This window comes from Massilia sp. LXY-5, from assembly GCF_059801075.1.
Map to the genome: position 1 here is coordinate 91,548 of NZ_JBNNEH010000004.1, position 24,092 is coordinate 115,639.

A 24,092-nucleotide genomic window follows, 5' to 3' on the forward strand; every position below is an offset into this window, starting at 1 on the left:
GGATCATGCAGATAAGGATGCTGGATGCCGCCGGCGCCGCGGCGCACGCGGCCCAGTTGCGCGCGCTGTTGCTGGACGCGGTCGCGCACGGGGCCTCGGTCGGGTTCGTCATGCCGCTTTCCGAGGCGGTGGCGGACGCCTACTGGCGCGATGTCGCACGTTCTGTCGAGGCCGGTTCGCGGATCTTGCTGGTTGCCTGGCGCGACCATGTGCTGGTGGGAACGGTGCAGCTCGACCTGTGCATGAAGCCCAACGGCAGCAACCGGGCCGAAGTGCAGAAACTGCTGGTGCACAGCGTCGCGCGCCGCGGCGGCGTGGCCACGGCCCTGATGGAGGCGCTGGAAATGCAGGCGCTGGCCTTGTGCCGCGGCCTGCTGTTCCTCGACACCGAAGCCGGTTCCGGCGCCGAAGCCTTCTACATGCGGCTCGGCTATACGCGGGTGGGCGAACTGCCCGAATACTGCGCTACGCCGGATGGCGCCTGGCGCGCCACCGCGATCTATTACAAAACCCTGTTCCTGCGCGAACGCAAGGGCAGGCCGCAGGCGTGATGGCGGCTCAGGCCTTCCTGCGGTCGGGACCGATGTGGGGCGGTGCCAGCTTGATCGGCGCCGCGTCCTGCGGATGGAGGGCCTGGCGCTCGTGGTAGACGGCGGCGATCGCGGCCATGTCCGCATCCTGGTTGCCGGAGAGGCGCACGATGTCGACCACGCCCAGTTCCTTCTTCTTGTAGTCGATGTAGACCAGCACCAGCGGCACTTTGGCGGCCATGGCCAGGTGGTAGAAGCCGCTCTTCCAGTGCGGACGATAGCTGCGCGTGCCTTCCGGGGTGATCGCAACCCAGCACCAGGGCTCGCTCAGCATGCGGTCCGCCAGCAGGCGCGTCGCCCCCATCGGCGCCCGGCGGTCGACCGCCACGCCGCCCCAGTAGCGCATGATTGCGCCCATCGGACCGCGGAACAGCGAATCCTTGGCCAGCCAGCGGAACTGCAGGCCGAGCGCCCACTTGCCGAGCAGGCCGATCAGGAAGTCCCAGTTCGAGGTATGCGGATAGACCACGGCAATGCCGTGCGGGCCGGGCAGGGGGCGGTAGTGCAGCTTCCAGCCGATCATGTTCAGCATGCGCAAGGCGGTGCGCTGGCCCCAGGTGGGCAGGGCCGCCGGATGCATCAGGGTGTCGCTCATTCTTTCTCCGTCGTGCCGCCAGCTGGGCGGCCATCTTGTTCTGGGGATGGGCTCGCGCAAGGCGCTGACGCCAGGCATGGGCGAAGCGTTACCTTGCGGAAAACGAAGCGGAGGATTTTATAGCGCTAGGGCAAGAGCGACAAGCAAAAAAACTGGTCTGTTGCGGGGTCGGGTCGTATCATGGCGGCTTGTTTGTCAGAATGATCATCATGGACATCACGATCTACCACAATCCGCGTTGCAGTAATTCGCGCAACACCCTCGCAGCAATCCGCGCAGCCGGCTTTGAACCGCAGGTCGTCGACTACCTGGCCACGCCGCCGGCGCGCGCTGAACTGCTGCGCATGCTGGCCGCCGCCGGCCTGCGCGCGCGCGAGGCCATGCGCACCAAGGAGAGCCTGTACACGGAACTCGGCCTCGACGCCGCGGACATTGGCGAGGACGCCCTGGTCGATGCGATGCTGGCGCATCCGGTCCTGCTGAACCGTCCCTTCGTGGTGACGCCGAAGGGTGTCCGCCTGTGCCGCCCGCCGGAGACCGTGCACGAGATCCTGTAGGGAGCTGCCGGCAGCTCGCCGGCAGCTTGCCGGCATCTCGCCGGCATCTCGCCGGCGGCCGCGGCGCTCAGCGGCTTGCCTCAGGATCCTGGCTGGCCGGCAATTCTCCGTCCGGCAGGCGCTCATGCTGGTAGGCGCCGATGTCGAAACCCGATTCGGTGCTGCGCGGCTTGCCCTCGAAGTCGGGTTCCGGCGCATCGACCACGAAGCCGCGCCCGATCGCGGGCGAGCGGCTGCTGAGGCGAAAATCCGGCGTGCCGGTGCGGCTGTATTCGACGAAGGCCGGTTCGGCCGCGATCGTTCCTTCATGCTCGCGGCCAGGCGCCAGGCGCCAGTCGCTGATCACGTTCTGCGACACGAGGTTGTGCACATAGCGGTTGTTGTGGCCGGTGGCGCCTTGCTCGAGGATGCCGTACTTGTTGTCGAACACAATGTTGTTGGCGACAAAGGTATGGTCGTTCGGTCCCTTCGAATGATAGAAGTCGCCGCCCCCGACGACGATGCCCGAGCCCGAGGACGACACGGTATTGCCGGTGATGTCGACGTGCTCGGCGTCGTGCCACAGGTGGATGCCGGCGCCCGACACCCGGTAGACCACGTTGCTGCGGATGCGCGCCTGGGTGCTGACATAGATGCCGTGGTGGTAGCGGCACTCGGGCGGGCCGATATCGTGCACGTTGTTGCCGATGACCTCGGCTCCCTTGCCCTTGTAATAGCTGTCCACACCGATGCCCGCGCCGCCGAGCGACTCGCAGGCCACGTCGAGCGCGACGTGGTGCACGTGGTTGTGGCGGATGCTGTTGTAGGAGCCGCCGTTGTAGATGCCGCTGAGCCATTTGGTACCGCCCTGGTACTGGAAACCGTCGATCTCGAAGCCGATGATGTCGACATGATTGCCGCGGTTGTCCCAGGCGCTGGTGGTGCGCGAGTCGAGCGGCGGGACGATCCTGGCGCCCCAGCGCTCGGACGACATGAAGATGATGCGCGCCTCCGGGGTGCCGTCGACGGTGCTGCGGAAGCCGCCCGTGTACTGGCCGGGCGCCACATACACGGTCGTGCCCGGTGTGACGACCTGGGCCGCGCGTCCGATGGTGCGGAAAGGTTCGGACTGGGTGCCCGGATTGGCGTCCGAGCCGGTGGGGGCGACGAACAGGTTGGTGCGCACGACTTCGGCGACGACCAGCTGCTCGGAGGAGCCCTCGCGCAGGCGGCAGCCGCCCAGCGCGAGCAGTACGCCGCAGCAGATGGCTACGAGCAGTAAATAATCGGGGCGCTTCAATGGACCGGACATGGCAAACCTCGTGGACGGCGGATACCGGTCCAGTGTCGCGCGCTCCGAACGTCGCCCGGCCCGGTTTGCTCAAGTTTGCCTTTGAGCGCGCGCAACGTGAGTCGCGCAGGCGCGTGCATGGCCGAGCTTGCTTCACTGCATTGTCAGCTTGCCGTCACGACCTGTGGCATGTAGGCATCGAGGAATTCAGGCGGCATGCGGCGCGGCCGGCCGCCGCTGATGTCGATGCACACCAGTTCCCAGCGCCCGCGCAGGACCGTCGCTCCGTCGCTGGCCCGTACCAGCTGGAAACGGCGCTCCATCGACAGCTTGCCGTCGCCGCCGACCAGCCAGGTGGCGAGCAGCAGCTCTTCGCCGAGCAGCGTCGGCAGGATGTAATCGTATTCGCCGCGCCGGATCGCCATCGCGCGGTCCAGGCGCCGGTAATCCCCGATGCCGAGCCCGAGCGATTCGGAATGCGCCCAACCGATCTGCTCGCACCAGCGCACGTAGACGGCATTGTTCGTGTGGTTCAGCCCATCGATGTCTTCAGCGTTCGGAGCGAGGGGCAACAGGTAGGGTTGCGGATAATCCCAGTTCAATTCAGGTCCTTCCCGGCACGGCGCCGGCAAAGCGCCATTCTAGCCGGACGGCGCTCTCGCCGTCGCGTCGGGCGGCCTCAGCCCGCGTTCGCTGGCAGCGCTCCCTCGTCGAGTTCCAGCACCAGCGGCCGGTGATCCGACCCGCCCTCGACGCCATCCACGCGCAGCTGCCTGATCCGCGCCCCGAGGCCGGCCGTCACGATGGCATGGTCGAAGGTGAACGGCGGCCCCGCGCCCGGTGCGTCGTCGTGCAGGCCGACCGTGGGCGCGTGGACTTCCCCGGGGTGGGCCAGGTGCCAGGCATCGCCCAGGGCGGACGTGCCGTCCTCGAACGGGGCGATCAGGCGTGCGTATTCGGGCGAACCGGGCAGCATGTTGAAATCGCCGAGCAGCAGCGCCGGGGCCGCCCACGCTCTCGCGGTACACGATGACGCCGTCGGGCGCCGTATAGCTGTCGAGCGTGACGGTGCGGGAACCGCCCTTGCGGGCAGCGGCGAAGGCGTCGGCCGCGGTGATGGAGGGAACGGTAACCGGTGCCGGCTGGCGGCCCCGGCGCAGCGAGTCGCGCGCCACAGCCGGCGCCGGTTCCGGCGCGGCACGCGGCAGGGAGGGCGGCCGCAGCAGCACCAGGACCGATGCGGGCGGTAGCTTGCTTGCCGGCTCACGCCCGGGGGCGCCGCGCGCGCCGGCCAGCCAGGCCAGCACCAGCAACAGGTGCAGGCCCAGCGTCAGCGCGAGCGGCGTCCATGGCCGCGCCGACGGGCAAGCGACCGCCGCGCGCATCGAGACTTACTTCGGCGCCGTCATGGCCTGCTTGATGGTCACGCAGCGCTGGTCTTCCTGCTGGGCGTCGAGCAGGGCGCGGCGGGTGCCGGCCGACAGCTCCTTCATCGTGCTTGCCGCCGCGCTCAGGCGCTTGACGCTGGCCGGCGTGCAGCTGGCCGGGATCATCGAGTAGGCATAGCTGCGCATGTAGACCGGGCCCGCTGCCTTGTCGATCGCCGGCAGTTGCGCCAGGCGCCGCGCCGCCGTCTGTTCGGCCAGCGCCTTCTGCTCGGCCGGATAGAGGCTGTTCATCGCGGTGCGGATCTTCGAGAACGGCAGCTTCGTCTTCAGGTCCTCCACCGTGCCCAGCCACTGCGCCTTGACCTGCGGATCCGGACGCACGACGGTGGCGGCGAGCGCCGCGGCCTGGCCGCTGTCCGACTTGTCGCGCTGCGCTTCCTGCTCGACGAGCGCGGCCGCGCCGGCGTGGTTGTAGCGGTTCAGGCGGGCGATGATGCTCCAGCGCAGGTCCTGGTTGATGGCCAGGCCATCGACCGTCACGGTGCCGGCCAGGATGCCTGCCAGGCGATCGAGCGCGGCCGGGGTACTGGCCAGGCCGAGGTAGGTGTTGAACCAGCGGCGCTGGAAGTTCTCGTTGCCCTTGTTCGCCAGCGTGCCGTTCCACGCCATCTCCTCGAGCGCCGTGCCGGTCTGCGTGGCCCAGGCCGAACGCAGGTCCATCAGGTCGAGGTATTCCTTCGAGATCGCGACCTTGCCCAGGATGTCGCCGAGCAGCGTGTAATCCTTTTCCTGCGGGGCGTTGGCGAGCACCGTCTTGAGGTATTCGTTCAGCGGCAGCTTGCCGTCACGTACGCCGTCCCACAGGCTCTGCCACAGCATGGTGCGCAGCAGCGGGTCGTCCACCTTGGCCAGGCTGGCGCGCGCCGTGTCGAACGAGCGCTTGTCGAGCTGGACCTTCACGAAGCCCCAGTCCTGGTAATTCGGATACACCAGGTCCGGGCAGGCGCTGCCCGCCAAGGCCGGCACCTTCGTCGTCACGCCGGAATAGGTGACCGGCACGGTCTGCAGGGCCACCAGCTTGCCGCTCTCGATCCTGAAGGTCGCGACCTGCACGCGCTGTTCGCGCAGCGTCGGCAGGGCCTTGCTTGGCGCGCTCTGCTGCAGCGTGAAGTTTTTCACCTTGCCGTTGGCACAGCTGAACTTGGCGGCGATCGTGTTCACGCCCGGCTGGTACAGCCACTCTTTGGTCCAGCCCGAGAGGTCGCGGCCGGCCGCTTCGCCGAGGCTGCCGATGAAGTCGTCGAGCTTCGCGTTCTGGTAGGAATATTTGGTCAGGTAGTCGTGCACGCCCTTGCGGAAGACTTCCGCGCCCAGCAGGTGGCGCAACTGCATCAGGGTGGAGGCGCCCTTCGAATAGGTGATCGCATCGATGTTGTCGAAAGCGTTCGCAGTCGACGGCACCGGCACCTCGATCGGGTGCGTGTTCGACTTCTGGTCCTGCGCGTAGGCGGCCTGCTTGCCGGTCGAGTAGAAGTGCTGCCAGGCGTCCTTGAACTCGGTGGCCTCGGCGGTCGCCAGCGTGCCCATGAAGGAGGCGAAGCTTTCGTTCAGCCACAGGCCGTTCCACCATTTCATCGTCACCAGGTCGCCGAACCACTGGTGCGCCATCTCGTGCATGATCACCGAGGCCAGGGACTGGCGCTGGGCGTCGGTCATCTTCGCCTTGTGCAGGAAGCCGCCCTCGGCAAAGGTGATCGCGCCGGCGTTTTCCATCGCGCCGTACAGGAAGTCCGGCACCAGCAGCTGGTCGTATTTCTCGAACTGGTAAGGGATACCGAAGTAATTGTCGAAGAAGGCCAGGCCGTCCTTCGTGTAGCGGAACCAGTCTTCCGGCGCGACCTGGGCGGCCACCGACTGGCGTGCCAGCAGGCGCATCGGGTACTTGCCGCTCCTGTCTTCCCACACTTTATAGGGGCCGGCATGCAGCGAGAAGTTATACGGGCTCAGCTTTTTCGACTTCGGGAAGACCCAGCGCTTGCTCGTTCCAGCTTCTTCGATCCGGGTCTCGCGCGTGGTCGAGACCACTTGCCAGTCGGCGGGCGCGGTCGCCGTGACCTGGTAAGTTGCCTTCAGATCCGGCTGGTCGAAGACGGCGAACATCTGGTGCGCGGCTGCCGGTTCGAAGTGCGAGTAGGTATAGACCCGGCCGTCGACCGGATCGACCATGCGGTGCAGGCCTTCGCCGTTGGTGCTGTGCAGGCGCTCGTAGGCGATGACGACCGTGTTGCGGCCCTGTGCCAGGTCGGCGGCGGCGATCGTCAGGAACCAGTTGTTGTACTTGGCGTCGACCTGCTTGCCGTTGACCGTGACCGATTTCACGGTCGCCTTGTCGAGGTCGATCGTCAGCGGCGCGGCGTTGTCGGCCAGGTCGAAGGTGGCGGTGGTCACGCCGCTGAAGCTTTCCTTGCCGGTCAGCGTGAATTCGAGCGCGTAGTCGACGTTCGACACGCGCGCCGACCGTGCGGCGGCGTCAGCCTGCGAAAGGAAAGCGTTCTCGGCGCGCGGGGCCGCAGCGGCGGCGTGGGCGTTACCGAAGGCGAAAGCGGAGGCGGCGAAAGCGGTCGCGATGGCGAGCGTCATCGCGCGTGGTGCAAAAATAGTCAAGATGTGTCCCGGTTTTATGGTGTGCGCCGCCAGCCGGCGCACCTTGCGAATCGCGCAAGAATAGCATGGGCGCAACAGCAATTACAGGGGCAAACGAACAGGGGAACGAAGCATGCAGATATCGTACATATGCTGTCAATACGGGCGCCGTTCGTTGCGGGGGCATGAAAAAGGCCGGCCCTTGGGCCGGCCTGCTTTCGGGAGACGCAGGGTTTACGAAGCTTGCTGCAAGGCCGCGTAATCCGTATAGCCCTCGGCGCCGCTACCGTAGATCACTTCCGGACGCAGCGGATTGAGCGGAGCACCCTGCTGCAGGCGCTGCGGCAGGTCCGGGTTGGCGATGAACCACAGACCGAAGGCAATCGCATCGGCCTTGCCGTCGGTGAGCAGGCGCTCGGCGGTCTCCACCGTCATCTTCTCGTTGGCGATGAAGGCGCCGCCGAATTGTTCCTTCAGCAGCGGGCCGAGGCTGTCCTCGCCGACGGCTTCGCGCGCGAAGATGAAGGCGATCTTGCGCTTGCCCAGTTCACGTGCGACGTAGCCGAAGGTCTCGGCTGGCGTCGAATCGCCCATGTCGTGGGCGTCGCGGCGCGGTGCCAGGTGCATGCCGACGCGGTCGGCGCCCCAGACGGCGATGCAGGCGTCCGTGACTTCGAGCATCAGGCGCGCGCGGTTCTCGATCGGGCCGCCGTATTCGTCGCTGCGCTGGTTGGTGCTGTCTTGCAGGAACTGGTCGAGCAGGTAGCCGTTGGCGCCGTGGATCTCGACGCCGTCGAAGCCCGCCTTCTTCGCATTCTCGGCACCCTTGCGGTAGGCCGCGACGATGCCGGCGATCTCCTGCGTTTCCAGCGCGCGCGGCGTGGCGTAGTCGCGCTTCGGGCGCACCAGGCTCACGGTGCCGGCCGGTTTCACCGCGCTTGGCGCGACCGGGGCGGCGCCGTCGAGGAAGACCGGGTCGGAGATGCGGCCCACGTGCCAGAGTTGCAGGACGATGCGTCCGCCGGCCGCGTGCACGGCTTCTGTGACGGTTTTCCAGCCTGCCACCTGTTCGTCGGACCAGATGCCCGGCGTGTCGGCATAACCGACGCCCATCGGCGTGACCGAGGTCGCTTCCGAGAGGATCAGGCCGGCGCTGGCGCGCTGGACATAGTATTCGGCCATCAGGGCGTTCGGCACGCGGTCCGGGCCGACGGCGCGGGCGCGGGTCAGCGGCGCCATGATGATGCGGTTCGGCAGCTCGAGGGCGCCGATGGTGATCGGGTCAAATAAAGTGGTCATCTGGATTCCTTTTGTCAGTCGCGGCATCTTACGGGATGCGCAGGATTCCTGCCGAGGCCGCCTCGATTTGCCATCGAGCCAGGCTTGGCCGAGGCCGGTGCTATACTTCCGGCCACTTTTTGGCAGTCGGGCAAGCCCGCGGGGAGCATGGAATGAGCTGGATTTATTTGGTAATCGCAGGGCTGCTGGAAGTCGCCTGGGCGGCCGGACTGAAGTACACGGAAGGCTTTACGAAACCGATCCCGACCGCGTTCACGCTGCTGGCCATGCTGCTCAGCGTCGGCATGCTCGGCCTCGCCTTGCGCCACCTGCCGCTCGGCACGGCCTATGCGGTCTGGACCGGCATCGGCACGATCGGCACGGCCGTGTTCGGCATGATGATGCTGGGCGAACCGGCCGGCGCCTTGCGCATCGGCTCGATCGGCCTGATCGCCCTCGGGATCGCTGGCCTGAAGCTGCTGACGCCGGCCTGAGCTGGCGCGGACGTAAAAAAAGCAGGCCGCGGCCTGCTTTTTTATTCCCTGCAACTTGCGTCAGAAGCGGTAGCTGACGCCCACGCGGATCACGGGATACAACTTGAAATCCTTGACTTCTTCGCCCAGCTTGACGTTCTCGGCAGCGACGTCGCTGGCGAGCCGGGAGCACAGGATCGGCAAGGCCGTGCAGTTGTTCGACGCCAGCTGGGTTTTCGGCGTGCCCTGGAACATGACGCCGAGGTCGGTGCCGAAGCTCCAGCCGGCTTGCTTGACCGCGTTGCCCCAGCCGATGCCGAGGTAAGGCGCCGCCTTGCGGAATTCGATCTTGCTGCTCAGGTCACCCACGGTGGCGGCGTTGTAGGGCACGTTGTTGATGGTATAGGTGCCGCCGCTCGGCTTGGCACGCGCATCGATCTTGTTGCCGTTGTAGACCACGCCGCCGGTCAGGCGGAAGGCGCTGTCGAACGGGTGGTAGTCGAGCAGGGCATCGATCGTTTTGAGCTTCAGCTTGAAGTCGTAATCCAGGTCCGAGGTGCTGCCCTCGTACGACGTGTTGGCGATGTTGACGCCGATACGGCCGTTCAGTTTCGCGGCGAGCGGGGTCGTGAGGTGCAGGCCGAGGCCGGTGGTGCCGAGGTCGACGGTTGCGGCGACCTCACGGGCCTGGACGGAGCCGGCCGCGCAGGCGACCAGCAGGATAGAAACAATTTTGGTGGCGTTCATCTGTATTCCAGTAATTCAGCGCAGGCTGAGGGCGAGCATTGCCGTGCGGCAATCAGTGGCGCCATCTTAGTGTCCGGTATCGGGGCGGGCAAGCGCTATCGCGGCCCTTTGCGCGATCTGTTGTGGCAGGGCGACAGGGCGCTTATCAGGCTGGAACAGGTAGGGAAACAGGAGGCGCGCCGCGTTGACTGGACGTCATGTGGACGGAAACAGCAGAAGCCTGGCGCAGCGGCTGTGCCAGGTTCGGAAAGCGTGACGGTGGAAAATGCCGGCAATCAGGCCTGACGCGCCGGCGGATCGATCAGCGGTAGAACGCCTCGACCTTGCCCTTCAGTTTGATCAGCATCGGCTTGCCCTTGCGGTCGAGGGTCTTGCCGGCGGCGACCTTGATCCAGCCTTCGCTCAAGCAATACTCTTCGACGTCATGGCGGTCCTTGTCGTTGAAGCGAATGCCGATTTCGTTCTGGAACACTTCGCGGTTGTGGAAAGGGCTGCTCGGATCGATCGAGAGCCGGTCTGGGAGTGGGGGGAGGGTTGCGGTATCAGTCATGGTGGCGAATTATCCACTAGAACGGCGGTGCGGACAACGGCGCACGATGATCCAGGTTGGCATTCAGAAAACGTACTGCTGGTCGAGGCCGTACTGGCGTACCTTCACCCGAAGTGCCGCGACCGACGCGTCCTCTGGAAATTTAGTACTCCCAGTCAGCAGGAACCGTGCCGCGGCGGCAATGTCCGCGCGCGCCTCGCCTTCACGTCCTAATGCCTCGTAGGCCAGGGCACGGCGCCAGTACGAGAAGGGAAAGTCGGGCTGGTGCGCAATTCCCTGTGTGAACGCATCGATCGCTTCGTCGTAACGCTTCAGCTCCAGCAAAGTCCAGCCCAGGTTGAACAGGACCATCATGCCAACTTGCTGCTTCTGCTTCGCCAGCGCTTCGGCACCGCGCAGCGCCTGCAGGCTGTCCTCGAAACGTGCAACACGCCGCAGGTAGGAACCGTAATTGATGTATTCCGCGACGGTGGAGGGCGCAGCGATCGCAAACGCCGCCTCCTGGTCAAGCAAGGCCAGTGCATTCTCATGCAGGTTGAAATAGGCTGAAGCGCGCAGCAGCAACATATAGCGCCGGTCCGGTGCTGCGAGCTCCGGGGTGGCAAGACAGGTCGAGAGCAGCGTGGCACCCTCCGTAAAACTACCAGCGCGGACCAGCCGCTCGCCCACGTCGCAGTACGGCGACGAGATTGCCGCCTGCGCTGCGGCGGCACCCATCAGCAGGGGCAGCAGAAAAAGCGACCTGCGCAGACGGATCGGGGTTCGCATGCCCGCGTACCTCGTTATCACCGCCCGAACTCGGGATTGGCCCGCGTCAGGTAATACCACTCCGAATTCGCTCCCGCCTTGGCATCCGGAAACAGGATGCGGCCTGAAAATTCCGCCAGCACCGGCGTGCCGTCGGCGCGCGTGCCGATCTGCTCGCCCTCGGCGACCGGATCGAAACTGGCCCAGCTGCGCGAGAAGCTGTCGTTCGCATCGAGCTTGTCGTACACGGCGACCATGTGCAGCGCTTCCATTTCCTCGAACGGGACCGGTTCCGGCTCGGGCGCCTCGATCAGTTTCAGGTGCGCCAGCGTGTTGATGATGGCGTCATAGGCGACCTGCGGCGCCTTCGGGTCGACGTGCTGGCCGCACTCCAGCGTCAGCGCATAGCCGCCCGTGGTGCGCATGTATTCGGTGGTGCCGACGCCGTAGCGCAGCATCGTCTCCAGCTCGGCCGCATTGCTGCGCGAGCGGCGCTGCACGCCCCCGCCGTAGGCCGCCATCCAGCCGGTCACGAAACGGCGCACGCCCAGGCGGCGGGCGAGGGCGCGTTCCTTGTCGGCGTGCACGAAGGGTTCGAGCGGGCCGTCGTTGTTGACCGGGCCCACCATCACGAAGGGCTCGCCATGGGCGGCGTTGAAGGAGTGCAGGTCGAGCAGGACGTCGTGCTGGGCCAGCAGCGGGCACAGCCAGTTGGCGATGCGGTCCTCGAAGTCTTGCGGATCGTCCTTCGGGAACAGGTTGCGGTTCAGGTTGCGGTCGCCGTTGCGCTCGTTCTTGAAATAGGCCAGCGGATTGACGATTGGGACGAAGGTGACGCTGCCGGCGGCGATCTTGCGCTCGCCACTGTCGAGCTCGGCCATGACGCGGCGGATCGCCTCGGTACCGCAGATCTCGTTGCCGTGGGTCGCTCCCATGATGATCACGCTCGGCCCTTCATCGAGCCCGGTATAGTTGACAAACTTGAACTGCAGATTCGGTGCGGAAGCCATTGCAAGATGATCCAGAGAAATATCGGTGCCGTCATTTTATCGGGAAACCTTTGCGCGTGCGGGGAGGGCGTGGCATGATCCGCCACTGTTCACTTACCTGCATCCCATGAACCAGTCCAGTAGCGTCCGCCTGCATGGCCTCGACACCCTGCGCGCGCTCGCGGTGACGCTGGTCGTCCTGCACCATTACACGCTGTTCGTCTCGAACGAGGACGACACCTTCGGCTGGATCGGACGCATCGGCTGGGCCGGCGTCGACCTGTTCTTCGCGCTGTCGGGCTACCTGATCGGCAACCAGATCTTCGCCGCGTTGAAGACAAGCGCCGGACTCTCCCTGAAAGCCTTCTACGCGCGGCGCCTGCTGCGCACGCTGCCGAATTACCTGGTGGTGCTGGCGATTTACGTTGCCTGGCCCGCCGTGGGCGAGGACGCGCCGCTGGCGCCGCTGTGGCGCTACCTGACGTTTACCCAGAACCTTGGCCTGGCGCCGGGCACGGCCTTTTCGCACAGCTGGTCGCTTGCGATCGAAGAACAGTTTTATCTGCTGCTGCCGGCGCTGGCCCTGCTTGGTGCCGCGCTGCGCCTGCGCATGTCCATGGCCTGGGCCTTCATCGCCTGCGTGATCCTGGCCGGCATGGCGATCCGCGCCGGACTATGGTTCGGACATGTCGACGCCCACAAGTACGGGATTTATTTCTATTACAAGCTCATCTATTACGCGAGCCTGTGCCGGCTCGACGAGCTGGTGGCCGGGGTCGCGCTGGCGCTGCTGAAGAACCAGCACCCGGCGCTGTGGACGCGCCTGACCGGGCACGGCAACCGCAGCTTCGCGGCAGGCCTGCTGGTGACCGGCGCGACTTTCTGGCTGTTCCTGGACAATCACTATGGTTTTGCCGCGACCGTGTTCGGCTATCCGCTGCTGGGCATCGGTTTCGGCCTGCTGATCCTGTCCGCGCTGTCGCAGCGCTCGCTCCTGCGCGACCTGCGCATCCCGGGCGCCGGTCAGCTGGCGGTGTGGTCGTATGCGGTCTACCTGACCCATCGCGCGGTGGGAGAAATTGCGGCCGGCCCGATCCAGGATCTCGGCTACGGCCCGCAGACGCCGGTGGCGATCGTGAGCCTGCTGGCCTTGTCGGTGTTCGTGGGCTGGCTGCTCTACCGGTTGGTGGAGACGCCGTTCATGGCGCTACGCGAGCGCTATGTGCCGAGCAACCTGGCACAGCCCATGTTCAGTCCTGCGCTTCGATGACGTCGAAGGCCACCGGCATCGTGCCGAGGAAGGCCAGCACCGCGTGGATGCGTTCGCGCATCTCCAGTCCCGCGGTAGCCTTGATCGCCGCGCGCAGGCCGGGCCGCGCTTCCAGCGTATAAGGGCTGTCGTAAGCATCGATCAGCAAGGCGGCCAGGTCGGACGGCGCTCCGCAGGAGCGGCGCAGGCGGGCATCGATCACGCCCAATAAAGTGCGCTGCATGGCCGGCGTCGGGTTGGCGATGTGGGCGAAGACCGAGGGCGTATTCGCGATCGAGGCGCACAGCGAGCGTTCGATGGCGTCCGGTTTCAGGTCGGAGGCGATATCGAAATAGCGGCGGTCCCAATGCGTGCGCGCATGGGCGTGGTTGGAGGGAAAACGGTCGATCGTCTCGAAACCGAGCTTGTGGCTGGCTTTCGACAACAGGTCGAGCAGGACGGGAAGCAGGGGCATCTTCGCAGTGTAACGCAAGCGCGCCGGGCGATCCATCGACCGCCCAGGCGCGCTAAAACTTCAAGACTTACGAGGCGAAACGACCGGCCCTGAAATCCTCGACGGCCTGATGCAGCTCGGCCTGGGTATTCATCACGAAGGGACCGTACTGCGCGATCGGCTCCTTCAGCGGACGGCCGGCGATCAGCAGCAGCCGCGCCGCGCTCGAGGAGGCCTTGACGACGACCCCGTCGGCACCCTCGGCATTGTCGAGGATCGCCATCTTCGTCTGCGGCACACCCTTGCCGCCGACCACCGCCTCGCCGCGAAACACATAAATAAAGGCATTGTGCCCCGCGGGCAGCGGCTGCTCGAAGCTGGCGCCGGCAGGTAGCTCGATGTCGAGATACAGCGGCTCGGTGCCTTCGCGCTGGACCGCGCCTTCGACGCCTTGGGCAACGCCTGCGATCACCTGCACCGTCGCGCCGGCGTCCGTCGTGAAGCGCGGCACCTCGGCATTCGGGATGTCGCGATACCACGGGTCGCGCAGCTTGTCCTTGGCCGGCAGGTTCAGCCACAGCTGAAAACCTTCCATCAGGCCTTCGTTCTGCTCGGGCATCTCGGAGTGGATCACGCCACGCCCGGCCGTCATCCACTGCACGCCGCCGTCCGTGATCAAGCCCTCGTTGCCGCCGCTGTCGCGGTGGCGCATGCGTCCGGCCAGCATGTAGGTGACGGTCTCGAAGCCGCGGTGCGGGTGCTCCGGGAAGCCGGCGATGTAGTCGCCGGCCTTGTCGCTGCCGAAGGCGTCGAGCATCAGGAAGGGGTCGAGGCGGCGCTGCAAGGTCTGGGTCAGGACGCGGTTGATCTTCACGCCTGCGCCGTCCATCACGAACTGGCCGCTGATGACACGTTCCACTCCGCGTGGACGCGCCACGCGCTTTTCAACAACTGCATTCATCTCGTTCTCCTTTGTTTGCGCCGCTCTTTGTACTAATTACGCCAGCGCGGCTTCGATCGTGGCGTCGGCTTCCGCACGGCCCTTGGCCGATGCTTCCGGACCCATCGCCTGCGCCGGCGAGTGGATGAAGGTGTGGTCGGTCATGCCCAGGAAGTTCAGCAGCATGCGCACGAACGGCACTTGCGGATCGGCTTCGGCAGGGTAGATGCCGCCGCGCGCAGTGGCGACATACACCTTCTTGCCCTTCAGCAGGCCTTCCGGACCGGTCTCGGTGTAGCGGAAGGTGACGCCGGCACGGGCGATCGCATCGAACCAGGCCTTCAGTTGCACCGGGATGCCGAAGTTGTACATCGGCGCGCCGATCACGACCGCGTCCGCTGCCTGCACCTGGGCGATCAGGGCGTCGTCCAGGGCGACGCGGGCTGCCTGCTCGGCGGTACGCGATTCGGCCGGGGTGAACAGGGCGCCCAGGGCTGCTTCGTCGAGTTGCGGGTGCGGATCGCGTGCCAGGTCGCGGGTGACGACGGTGGCGCCGGGGTTGGCGGCGACCAGCTTGGCGACGACGCTGTTGGTAACGCGGCTCGACTCGGATTCGGCACCGCGCAGGCTGGAGGTGATGTGCAGGATGTTCATGTGTGTCTTCCTTTATTTGAAATTCGGTGATGTTCGGTGTTTCAATGAGAGACACTTTAGCAGTTCCAAAATCAAGTCGGAAGACGCTAGAATGGATAACATTATTCAGTCAGTGGAACAATCATGGAAGTCGAACCGAACGACCTGCTGCTCTTCGCCCGCATTGTCGAGGCCGGCAGCTTCAGCGCTGCGGCAACGCGCGTCAACCTGCCGAAGTCGACCGTCTCGCGCCGCATCTCGCTGCTGGAGGCGCGCCTGGGCGAACGCCTGCTGCAGCGGACCACGCGCAAACTGATGGTGACGGAGTTCGGCGCCAGCCTGCTGGAACATGCGCGCAAGGTGGTGGAGGAAGCGGAGGCGGCCGGCGCGCTGGCCCAGCACCGCCAGGCCGCACCCAGCGGGCGCCTGCGCATCTCGCTGCCGGCCGATTTCGCCAATCTCGGCATGAGCGCGATGATCGGGCGCTTCCTGGAACGCTATCCGGCGGTGAGCGTGGAGCTCGATTTGTCGCCGCGCCGGGTCGACCTGGTGGCGGAAAACTTCGACATCGCGATCCGCATGGGCGATTTGCCGGACGACGCTTCGCTGGCCGCCCGGCGCGTCACCCTGCAGCGCTTCGGCCTGTACGCATCGCCGTGCTACACGGCCGTGCGCGGCCTGCCCGAGCATCCGGACGATTTACTGGGACACGATCTGCTCTGCCTGCTCAGCCGGAGCGGCGGGCCCTCACCCTGGATTCTCAGTCGCGGCAAGGTGATCTGGGAACGCGCGCTGCCGGCGCGCCTGACGGCCAATTCACCCGACCTGCTGGCGCGCATCGCCTGCAGCGGCGCGGGGATCGCGGCCAGTTCCGAACTCTTCGCCCAGCCGCTGGTGCAGAAGGGGGAGCTGGTGCGGGTACTGCCGGAATGGGATCTGCCGCCTGCCAACGGCTGGGCCGTGTTCCCCGGACGGCGCCTGATGCCGGCCAAGACGCGCGCCTTCCTGGACATGATGGACGAGATGTTTTGCAGCGAGGCAGGCCGCCCAGCTTGAGACCGCCTGGCAAGATCCCTTCTTCACTGTGATGGCAGCTAGCTCGTACACTGAGCTATTCTGCTCGTTCGCAATCGGCCAGAAGCAGGCATCCACTCCACGCAAGCTTGCTGTTCAAGACCCGTGTTTTCGACGTCGTCATGCGAAGCAAGCCGTTTTCAGAATGCCCGGAGCCAGAGGTGGCGGAAAACCAGTTTGAAACCACTTGTTACTCTCGGGAAATAAAAATAGAATCGGTGCACACAGGCAACCAAATGATCTGTACGAGACCGAAAATGACAACGAAGAAAACCACGACGAACAAGGGCAAAGAACATAGTATTGGCTCGGCCGGTGCTGCGGTGGATCACCAGAGCAACGCGCTGCTACGGGCAAGGCAAGGACACGGTTTCGCTGCCGAGCGGGCGAATCATATGATCGACACCGTCAAGGGCAAGCGCACGCGCCTGGTCGGCGACGACTTCGCAAAGGCGGGGCCCGACCGAACAGTGAACGGCGTGGCGATCCAGTCAAAGTATTGCGCGAGCGCACGGGCGAGTGTCGACGCGTGTTTTGCCCGCAACGGCAAGCTTATTTACCAAACCCGTGGTCGCGCCATGAAGATCGAGGTGCCGAAGGACCAGTATCCCGAGGCCTTGAAGTTGATGGCGAAGAAATTGCAAACCGGTGATGTGACGGCGGCGCTGGCCCGTAAGCAAGCTAAGAGCATTCTCGTCGAAGGCAATATTGATTACGATACCGCACGTCGTATTGTGGCGTTTGGGAACATCGACAGTCTGAAGTTCGATGCCGCAAACGGCACGATTACAGCCGCGGTCGCCGGCAGCGTCTCGGTGGCTGTCGCATATGCACAGGCCTTGTGGAACGGCGAAGATGCGAAAGAGGCCCTCGGTGTTGCCTGCGCCACTGGCTTGAAGGTGGGGGGCGTCGCATGGCTGTCGTCCGTACTGAGCGCCCAGCTCGGCAAGAGCGCGGTCCAGAGCGCGGTCCACGAAAGCAGCGGCTGGATGGTAAAACAACTGGGATCAAAGGCCTCGCTGACGATCGCCAACACGCTTGGCGCTGGCCAACGCCTTGGGACCGAGGTTCTGCAGCAGAGCGGCCGCAAGGTGACCGGGAAAGCCGCCGAAACCTTTCTTACAAAGGCCGTCTCGTCGAATGTGATCGCAGCCGCAGCAACTACCGCTGTCCTGTCCGCCAACGACCTATGTAACGTTTTTACCGGTCACATCTCGAAAGCGCAGCTCTTCAAGAACGTGACGAACACCGCCGCCGGCGTCGGTGGCGGCATGGCCGGGTGGGCGGTCGGTATGGCCCAGGGAGCGGCCTATCTCGGCTGGATTCCAGGCGGAGCGTTGGTCGGTGGCGCTGTAGGTGCTGTGATCGGAAGCGTTGTCGGCGGCTCCGCGGCCAGCACGGTGTCACGGCATGTCACCGACCTCCTGATCGAGGACGATGCGGTAGAGATGATGCATCACCTCGAGCGCGTCTTCGTCGAGGAAGCCCAAGACTACTTGCTGACCCAGACCGAAGCTGACCAGGTCATGCAAAAGCTGCAGACCAAGTGGGACCTGCGTGAACAGATGCGCGAAATGTTCGCGTCCGTAAGTCCTGAGCAATACGCCCGCTGGTTGATCCGTCCATTGGTCGAAGAGGCGATCAAGCGTCGCAAAAAGATTCGCATGCCTACCGAAAAGTCGCTGTTGAAGCGTGCGGCCGAGATTCTGCAGGGCGATCTACCCGGATACCTCCCGCCGGGCAATCCTCCGCCCATGCAACGCCCCTTGGCATCGGCGCCTGTCAATGCAAAGCCTGTCAGCACAAAGGCTGTCATCGCCTCTGCAGAATGGCCGTTCCCGACGAGTTCACGCCCCTGATCCAAGGGCGCCTCAGAGTGCGCGGAAATTGCCGGCTATGTGAGCGCGCTGTGGATTGCCATGGTGCGCTCGTGTCGCCGGTTTTAGCAAACCCGGGCGGCCTGTTCGGCGTGCCCTCTGTTATGCGCTGAACTTCAGTCGCATCCCGCTTTGGCAAGAGCATATGTCCGCCTTGAGCGCTACTACAAACGCCCCCTTGCCCAGGGCGGCTCGCGCCACACCCGGATCGCTGAATACTATGTCCGCAACACCGTGGTTCCGCAGAATGCCAAGTCGCCGGGCAGCACCTGCCCCGAGCATGTCGTGCCGTGCATGGTGCTGCGCGAGACGGCAACGGCAGCGTTCGAGGCTGGCGCTTCGGTGCGTGATGTGGCCGAGTGAATCAAGAGCGTGATGGTGGTGGCATGGATCGACAAAGCCGAGGCCGGCACCTCGACTGTGACTTGGGTTGGAAGGACCGGATGCCGCCTGATTGGGGCCCAACCAGCGGATGCCGCTACGCGCGCCTGCACGTCGCTGGAATTACTTCACACCAGCAAGCTCGCATCCTTGTACGTGTCAATAGGGAAGGTCCGCTTAGGGTGGGAAGCGGACGCTACAATAGGTCCGCTATCGGCCAGGAGCGGACGGTCAGAAACGGACTGCTACGGCCACCGCTATCAATAGGTGACAAAGTGTGAAATTTCTCACGGGCGATTTCGCTAAAATCAATGATCTAATCTTTTGGAGTGAACATGACCATTCTCAAGTGCGCCATCGTAAGCATATTGCTGTGTACAGCAGTAGTGCCTGCTTTAGCTGAACAGACTCAGCTAACCACAACAGCACCAAGTGAAGCTGAACTGCTAAATTGGAAGAAGAACGTAGTCGACCGATACAAGCATGTCGTTTACCTTAATTCCGAGCGTTCACCTATTTCCGAGGCCGAGTTCTTCCAACAGCTACGCGATCATCGTGCAGCGCTTTCAATGACTCATGAAACAGGGAGTTTCGACCAAATCGTCGTCCGCCTCCTAAGTCTTGAGGAGATCGAAAAGTAGGTGACATCTGTTGTCGGTCGCGACAGGCGGCAATCGGCCAGAAGGGACATCGGAAACCCGGACACTTCCGCAAGCGTTTGCATGAACTTGAAAGGTTGGAATGAAAAAACTAATCTTCGCAGTATGCATGGCGTCGACAGCGGAGCCAGTCACGGCCCAAGTGTTCCCGCCAAACCCTTATGAGAGCTGGGGAGTTTGTCCTTTCGAATGCTGTACTTATCGGCAGTGGAGCGCCGATACCGACATTCCCGTGCATGAAAAGCGTAGCGAGCACTCCCGGATCCTGTATCGCTTGCACGCCGGTGAACGTGTCGATGCATTGACAGGGGTCGTTGTTACCAGAAATCCTGCTCCAATACATATCGACCATGCAGTCAACGACGGCTTCACGGAAGGCAGCGAACGCCCCCTGCTATCCTTCAAGCCCGGCGACGTGGCCTACATGTTGACGCCATTAGGCGAAGGGTTTTACCTGTTCTGGTACCAGGGCAAGGTCTACCGCAGCGGCATCGAGCTCGCCGCGCTGCCGGGCGTTGAGGGAAAGGGTATGACGTTGACATGGTGGAAACAGGTGCGGAACAAAGCAGGCAAGACTGGCTGGACTCGGTCGGATCATTTTCAAAACGTTGACTCTTGCGGATAGGGGCTCATTTCATGAGAACTTGCTGTTGGATCTGGCGTTGATCCCTTGGCTGGAAACGTCTGCACTGGATCAGAAGCGGATGCATCAGATAGGTCCGCTACCGGCCAAAAGCAGACATATTCTTTCCGCCCTGGATTCTTAGGTAGGTGCAGTTACGGCTCAAGCAAGGAAAGTATTAAGCGAACGTCTACAATGGAGCTGTTCAGGTCCTGCGCCGATCGGCGGAATGGGGTTCCCGCGTGCGCGGGACCGACGTGCAAGCGTCCGCGATGGATGCGCGCAGAGAAAATGTTCGGAGTGAAGATGAAAATCTGGAAGGCGGCCGTGGCTGCAACGCTGTTTTGCTGCGTTGCCGCTGCGCATGCGGACCAAAGCTATGATTTCGTGCGCGTTTCGTGCGTGCCCGAGAACGGCATGCTCGCTGTCGAGTACCGGCTGTTGCACGACTCGGTTGCCGGCTACTTGTGGAATGACCCGCGCGAAAGTCCGAAGGCGTTACAGAAGCACGACTTGTATCGGGCACGCGGACTGGACATGAGCTGCACAGTCGGCAATGCAACCTATGTCCTAAAGGGCACTCAGAACGAAGAGACCGAAGCCCATAATGGCGCTTGTCCTGAGGTGTTCCTTGACGTCACCCGCAACGGCCAGCCGTTCCTCCGACATGTGGTGCTTGGCGACAGCTGCAACCGCCTTCCTGCCCTCATGCGCTTTACGATCGGCGAGAATACCAAGCACCACGAACCCGAGGCAGAGGTCTGCTACCGGGGCGCATTCGACCAGATGCTGCCGCTATACCAGGAGCGACAGAGCTGTGAGTGGATATTCGGGGATAAGGATTTCGCCAAACGGTTCCCGATCGACGAGGAAGCGATCCGCCGCGTTACCGAGCGCGTCAAGAAAGTGGTCGAGTAGCCCGAAAACCAGTCGTAACGGGCTGGAGCACTGGACGAACCTGATGATCCGGGTCCGGACAATTTCCATCCGATGTGAAAGAATTCGATGAATGCAGACACAACACTCTGACTGTCCGCTTCGGGTCGGAAGCGGAGGCTACCGGAGGTCTGCAATCGGCCAGAAGCAGTCGTTGTCCATGCTGGATGCGCCGGCCGTTTCTCCATAACCGTTGTGCTGCCACGCACATCAAGCCTTCTAGGAGACGACGTACATGCCAATCAAAGCGAGGCCATTTGGGTGCCAAGAGCAATTTGACTGGGGCGCAGACATTCATTCTGTTTCCTACGATGGCCGCTTGTCGATACGCGTCCTTCGAAACCGCAACAGGGATGACGGCATCGAAGTCACGTTTTCCCAAGTTGACGGCTTTAGGCTTTTGGACGAAGTCCCGCTGGCGGAATATTGGATCGCTGAGGACTTTCCTTCAGGTTATCCCGTCCTTGAGGTCTTCGATGGTGGCTGGGCGAAGGAAGAAGATGCGCGCCTCGGCTACACTGAGCAGCGGCGTGAGTGGATTATCGTGACGGCTGGTGCGTGCGTCAGCGTTTTTTCGAAGCATGAACCAGAGATCCGTGACGCAATCTGGCGTGCCAAGGTTTAGTCGTTGGTACCCGGTGGCGAACGACTGCTTCGGGTCGTGAGCGGACGCTGCAATAGGTCCGCTATCGGCCAGCAGCGGACGCAGGACCCAGTCCAATTTACACGCTCAAATGCGGCGCTATTTGCACACTAATGCCATGCCCAGGCACTTCTGCCTGAAGACCATTAGTCGCTTACAGCAGCTCATTCCCGGCTCGTCACGCATCGCCGAACCCGAGACTGCGCATCCCGCATGAGCGACGGGCTGACATTCACCGGGCCTTCCTTTTGCTCGCCTGCTCACTTATCTGTTGGCGGTCTACCGAACGGTTTTGCTGGTTCGTTCCAGGGTATTTGATAAACTCCCGCCTTTGCCCCGGTGGCTCGCATCACACCGCATCACATAAAACCCATGAGTGACACACCGAGGCAGGGCTTCCTGCTGACGCGCCACTGGCGCGATACCGGCAACCACGGCGACGATGGAACCGGCGGCGTCGAAGTCGAGTTCTGGCTCGCCACCGACGACGGTCCCTGCCGCCTGCGCCTGCCGGCGGCGGAGGCGGTGGCCTTTGTCCCGGCCGAGCAGGAGGCGGCGGTGAGGAGCCTGTTGCAGCGGGAACGCGGCGTCGAACTGCGCCCGCTGGCCTTGTGCGACTTCCGCGGGCGTCCTGTGCTCGGGATGTACTGCCGCCACTACCGTCATCTGCTGCGGCTGGAGAAGCGCCTGCGCGAGCACGGGATCGACGTCTACGAGGCGGATATCCGTCCGCCCGAGCGCTACCTGATGGAGCGCTTCATCACGGCGCCGGTGGCGTTTACCGGCACGCCGGCCCCTGGCGACCCCGCGCTGCTGCTGGCCGCACAGGTGAAACCGGCGCCCGGCTACCGCCCGCGGCTGCGCACCGTCTCGCTCGACATCGAGACCACCATGCAGGGCGAGTTGCGCTCGATCGGCCTGGAAGGCTGCGGCCAGCGCCAGGTGTACATGCTGGGGCCGCCGAACGGCGACCCGGCCGGGCTCGACTTCGAGCTCGAGTATTGTGACAGCCGCCTGGCCTTGCTGGAGAAGCTGGAAACGTGGATGGCGCGCCATGATCCGGACGCCATCATCGGCTGGAGCGTGATCGGGTTCGACCTGCGCGTGCTGCAGGAGCACGCCGAGCGCCTGCGGCATCCCCTGCGTATCGGCCGCGGCGGCACGTCGATGGAGTGGCGCACCAACGCGAAGGCCGGAACGGACCGCGAAGCGCACTACTTCGCGGGCCTGCCGGGCCGGCTGGTCATCGACGGCATCGAGGCGCTGCGCTCGGCCACCTGGAGCTTTCCTTCGTTCAGCCTGGAGAATGTGGCGCAAAGCCTGCTGGGCGAGGGCAAGGCGATCGACAATCCCTACGCCCGCATGGCCTCCATCGACCGCATGTTCGCGCAGGACAAGCCGGCCCTGGCGCGCTACAACCTGAAGGACTGCGAACTGGTCACCCGCATATTCGAGAAGACCGGCCTGATGGCCTTCCTGCTGGAGCGCGCCAGCGTCACCGGCCTGGCGGCGGACCGCAGCGGCGGATCGGTCGCCGCGTTCGAGCACGCCTACATTCCGCTGATGCACCGCCTGGGCAGGGTGGCGCCCAACATCGGCGACGTGCCCGGTGAGGACAGCCCGGGCGGCTTCGTCATGGATTCGCGTTCGGGCCTCTACGATTCGGTGCTGGTGCTCGACTACAAAAGCCTCTATCCGTCGATCATCCGCACCTTCCTGATCGATCCGGTGGGGCTGGTGGCGGGGCTGGAAGAGCCTGACGCCGATACCGTGCCGGGCTTTCGCGGCGCGCGTTTTTCGCGCACCCGGCACTGCCTGCCCGGCATCGTCACGCGCGTGTGGGAGGGCAGGGAGGCGGCCAAGCGCGCCGGGAACCAGCCGCTGTCGCAGGCGCTGAAGATCATCATGAACGCCATGTACGGCGTGCTCGGGACCACCGGCTGCCGCTTCTTCGATGCGCGGCTGGCTTCCTCGATCACCATGCGCGGCCACGAGATCATGCACCGCACGCGCGAGCTGATCGAGGCGCGCGGCTACCAGGTCATCTATGGCGACACGGACTCCACCTTCGTGTGGCTCGGTGGCGCCCATGCCGACAGCGATGCGCTGCGCATCGGGCGCGAACTGGTCGAGCACGTCAATGACTGGTGGCGCACGCACCTGCGCGAGGAGCTCGGGCTCGAGAGTGCGCTCGAGCTGGAGTACGACACCCATTTCCGGCGCTTCCTGATGCCGACCGTGCGCGGCTCCGACGAAGGCAGCAAGAAGCGCTATGCCGGCCTGGCCGGCACGCCCGGCGGCGGCGAGGAGATCGTGTACAAGGGCCTGGAGACGGTGCGCACCGACTGGACTCCGCTGGCGCAGCAGTTCCAGCAGGGCCTGTACGGCCGCATCTTCCGGCGCGAACCCTACGAGGATTACGTGCGCGACTACGTGGCGTGCACGCTGCGCGGGGACTTCGACGAGTTGCTCGTCTACCGCAAGCGCCTGCGCCGGCCGCTCCAGGAATACGAGCGCAACGTGCCGCCCCACGTGCGTGCCGCCCGCATCGCCGACGACTTCCATATCGCCCGGGGCCGCGGACCGCAATACCGCAACGGCGGCTGGATCCGCTACCTGATGACGACCGCCGGCCCCGAACCGATGGAAGCCTGGATGGAAGAGAAGCGCTCGCCGATCGACTACGAACACTACCTGGTCAAACAGCTGGAACCCGTCGCCGACGGCATCCTGCCTTTTGTCGGCGACAGTTTCGCGCGCCTTACCAGTCCGCAGGGCGCCCTGTTCTGACGCCGTT

25 protein-coding genes and 1 pseudogene are annotated in these 24,092 nt (G+C 64.3%); 13 read left to right on the plus strand and 13 right to left on the minus strand.

The window, feature by feature from the left end:
* Positions 1–5 precede the first annotated feature (5 nt).
* Positions 6–551, plus strand: a complete 546-nt coding sequence (locus ACI48I_RS14630) for a GNAT family N-acetyltransferase (RefSeq protein ID WP_193686236.1) — start codon at positions 6–8, stop codon at positions 549–551.
* 7 nt (positions 552–558) lie between these two features.
* On the opposite strand, the gene ACI48I_RS14635 is transcribed toward ACI48I_RS14630, so the two are convergent.
* Positions 559–1,185 (minus strand): 1-acyl-sn-glycerol-3-phosphate acyltransferase, encoded by a 627-nt coding sequence (locus ACI48I_RS14635; protein ID WP_498574576.1) that lies wholly within the window; start codon positions 1,183–1,185, stop codon positions 559–561.
* Positions 1,186–1,394: 209 nt separating this feature from the next.
* On the opposite strand from ACI48I_RS14635, the gene arsC reads away from it, so the two are divergent.
* Positions 1,395–1,742, plus strand: a complete 348-nt coding sequence (gene arsC / locus ACI48I_RS14640; RefSeq protein ID WP_498574577.1) for an arsenate reductase (glutaredoxin) — start codon at positions 1,395–1,397, stop codon at positions 1,740–1,742.
* 67 nt (positions 1,743–1,809) lie between these two features.
* Here arsC and ACI48I_RS14645 read toward each other — a convergent pair whose 3' ends face one another.
* The 5 genes from ACI48I_RS14645 to ACI48I_RS14665 form a co-directional block, all read right to left on the minus strand.
* Positions 1,810–3,033 (minus strand): right-handed parallel beta-helix repeat-containing protein, encoded by a 1,224-nt coding sequence (locus ACI48I_RS14645; protein ID WP_193686233.1) that lies wholly within the window; start codon positions 3,031–3,033, stop codon positions 1,810–1,812.
* Positions 3,034–3,176: 143 nt separating this feature from the next.
* Complete coding sequence (locus tag ACI48I_RS14650) at positions 3,177–3,614, minus strand: acyl-CoA thioesterase (RefSeq protein WP_498574578.1); 438 nt, start codon at positions 3,612–3,614, stop codon at positions 3,177–3,179.
* A gap of 77 nt (positions 3,615–3,691) precedes the next feature.
* Positions 3,692–3,988, minus strand: a complete 297-nt coding sequence (locus ACI48I_RS14655) for a hypothetical protein (RefSeq protein WP_498574579.1) — start codon at positions 3,986–3,988, stop codon at positions 3,692–3,694.
* 415 nt (positions 3,989–4,403) lie between these two features.
* Positions 4,404–7,064, minus strand: coding sequence for an aminopeptidase N (gene pepN / locus ACI48I_RS14660; protein WP_498574580.1), 2,661 nt, complete (start codon positions 7,062–7,064; stop codon positions 4,404–4,406).
* A gap of 213 nt (positions 7,065–7,277) precedes the next feature.
* The gene (locus tag ACI48I_RS14665) at positions 7,278–8,342 is read right to left on the minus strand and encodes an alkene reductase (protein ID WP_498574581.1); all 1,065 of its coding nucleotides are present in this window, start codon (positions 8,340–8,342) and stop codon (positions 7,278–7,280) included.
* Between the two features lie 152 nt (positions 8,343–8,494).
* Between ACI48I_RS14665 and sugE the strand changes: the two genes are divergently transcribed.
* Positions 8,495–8,815 carry a quaternary ammonium compound efflux SMR transporter SugE gene (gene sugE / locus ACI48I_RS14670; protein ID WP_498574582.1) on the plus strand — a complete coding sequence of 107 codons (321 nt, stop codon included), beginning with the start codon at positions 8,495–8,497 and terminating at the stop codon, positions 8,813–8,815.
* Positions 8,816–8,875: 60 nt separating this feature from the next.
* Here sugE and ACI48I_RS14675 read toward each other — a convergent pair whose 3' ends face one another.
* The 4 genes from ACI48I_RS14675 to ACI48I_RS14690 all read right to left on the minus strand — a co-directional run bounded on the left by ACI48I_RS14675 (position 8,876) and on the right by ACI48I_RS14690 (position 11,848).
* Positions 8,876–9,541 carry a hypothetical protein gene (locus tag ACI48I_RS14675; protein ID WP_498574583.1) on the minus strand — a complete coding sequence of 222 codons (666 nt, stop codon included), beginning with the start codon at positions 9,539–9,541 and terminating at the stop codon, positions 8,876–8,878.
* A 301-nt stretch (positions 9,542–9,842) separates the two neighbouring features.
* Positions 9,843–10,091 carry a DUF3297 family protein gene (locus ACI48I_RS14680; RefSeq protein ID WP_193686227.1) on the minus strand — a complete coding sequence of 83 codons (249 nt, stop codon included), beginning with the start codon at positions 10,089–10,091 and terminating at the stop codon, positions 9,843–9,845.
* A gap of 63 nt (positions 10,092–10,154) precedes the next feature.
* Positions 10,155–10,859: a tetratricopeptide repeat protein gene (locus ACI48I_RS14685; RefSeq protein WP_498574584.1), complete on the minus strand. Its 705-nt coding sequence runs from the start codon at positions 10,857–10,859 to the stop codon at positions 10,155–10,157.
* Between the two features lie 17 nt (positions 10,860–10,876).
* Positions 10,877–11,848, minus strand: a complete 972-nt coding sequence (locus ACI48I_RS14690; RefSeq protein ID WP_498574585.1) for a succinylglutamate desuccinylase/aspartoacylase family protein — start codon at positions 11,846–11,848, stop codon at positions 10,877–10,879.
* 106 nt (positions 11,849–11,954) lie between these two features.
* Between ACI48I_RS14690 and ACI48I_RS14695 the strand changes: the two genes are divergently transcribed.
* Positions 11,955–13,097 carry an acyltransferase family protein gene (locus ACI48I_RS14695; RefSeq protein ID WP_498574586.1) on the plus strand — a complete coding sequence of 381 codons (1,143 nt, stop codon included), beginning with the start codon at positions 11,955–11,957 and terminating at the stop codon, positions 13,095–13,097.
* On the opposite strand, the gene ACI48I_RS14700 is transcribed toward ACI48I_RS14695, so the two are convergent.
* The 3 genes from ACI48I_RS14700 to ACI48I_RS14710 all read right to left on the minus strand — a co-directional run bounded on the left by ACI48I_RS14700 (position 13,078) and on the right by ACI48I_RS14710 (position 15,124).
* Positions 13,078–13,551 carry a hypothetical protein gene (locus ACI48I_RS14700; protein WP_498574587.1) on the minus strand — a complete coding sequence of 158 codons (474 nt, stop codon included), beginning with the start codon at positions 13,549–13,551 and terminating at the stop codon, positions 13,078–13,080. The two genes, ACI48I_RS14695 and ACI48I_RS14700, sit on opposite strands and share 20 nt — an antisense overlap.
* A 67-nt stretch (positions 13,552–13,618) precedes the next feature.
* Complete coding sequence (locus ACI48I_RS14705) at positions 13,619–14,491, minus strand: pirin family protein (protein WP_498574588.1); 873 nt, start codon at positions 14,489–14,491, stop codon at positions 13,619–13,621.
* 36 nt (positions 14,492–14,527) lie between these two features.
* Complete coding sequence (locus ACI48I_RS14710) at positions 14,528–15,124, minus strand: FMN-dependent NADH-azoreductase (protein ID WP_193686221.1); 597 nt, start codon at positions 15,122–15,124, stop codon at positions 14,528–14,530.
* A gap of 123 nt (positions 15,125–15,247) precedes the next feature.
* Between ACI48I_RS14710 and ACI48I_RS14715 the strand changes: the two genes are divergently transcribed.
* The 9 genes and pseudogenes from ACI48I_RS14715 (at position 15,248) to ACI48I_RS14755 (ending at position 24,085) form a co-directional block, all read left to right on the plus strand.
* Positions 15,248–16,159, plus strand: coding sequence for a LysR family transcriptional regulator (locus ACI48I_RS14715; RefSeq protein WP_193686220.1), 912 nt, complete (start codon positions 15,248–15,250; stop codon positions 16,157–16,159).
* 107 nt (positions 16,160–16,266) lie between these two features.
* Positions 16,267–18,036 (plus strand): YeeR family protein, encoded by a 1,770-nt coding sequence (locus ACI48I_RS14720; protein ID WP_498574589.1) that lies wholly within the window; start codon positions 16,267–16,269, stop codon positions 18,034–18,036.
* Between the two features lie 150 nt (positions 18,037–18,186).
* Positions 18,187–18,417, plus strand: coding sequence for a hypothetical protein (locus ACI48I_RS14725; protein ID WP_498574590.1), 231 nt, complete (start codon positions 18,187–18,189; stop codon positions 18,415–18,417).
* A 353-nt stretch (positions 18,418–18,770) separates the two neighbouring features.
* Positions 18,771–19,076, plus strand: a complete 306-nt coding sequence (locus tag ACI48I_RS14730) for a hypothetical protein (RefSeq protein WP_498574591.1) — start codon at positions 18,771–18,773, stop codon at positions 19,074–19,076.
* Between the two features lie 100 nt (positions 19,077–19,176).
* Positions 19,177–19,719: a hypothetical protein gene (locus ACI48I_RS14735; protein ID WP_498574592.1), complete on the plus strand. Its 543-nt coding sequence runs from the start codon at positions 19,177–19,179 to the stop codon at positions 19,717–19,719.
* A gap of 303 nt (positions 19,720–20,022) precedes the next feature.
* A complete protein-coding gene (locus tag ACI48I_RS14740) occupies positions 20,023–20,634 on the plus strand; it encodes a hypothetical protein (protein WP_498574593.1) in 612 nt (203 codons plus the stop codon).
* A 253-nt stretch (positions 20,635–20,887) separates the two neighbouring features.
* The gene (locus ACI48I_RS14745; RefSeq protein ID WP_498574594.1) at positions 20,888–21,277 is read left to right on the plus strand and encodes a hypothetical protein; all 390 of its coding nucleotides are present in this window, start codon (positions 20,888–20,890) and stop codon (positions 21,275–21,277) included.
* A gap of 215 nt (positions 21,278–21,492) precedes the next feature.
* Positions 21,493–21,585: pseudogene (locus ACI48I_RS14750) on the plus strand (IS5/IS1182 family transposase); the annotation flags it as partial.
* 82 nt (positions 21,586–21,667) lie between these two features.
* On the plus strand, positions 21,668–24,085 hold the full coding sequence (locus ACI48I_RS14755; RefSeq protein WP_498574595.1) for a DNA polymerase II: 2,418 nt from the start codon (positions 21,668–21,670) through the stop codon (positions 24,083–24,085).
* The last annotated feature ends 7 nt before the right edge of the window (positions 24,086–24,092 follow it).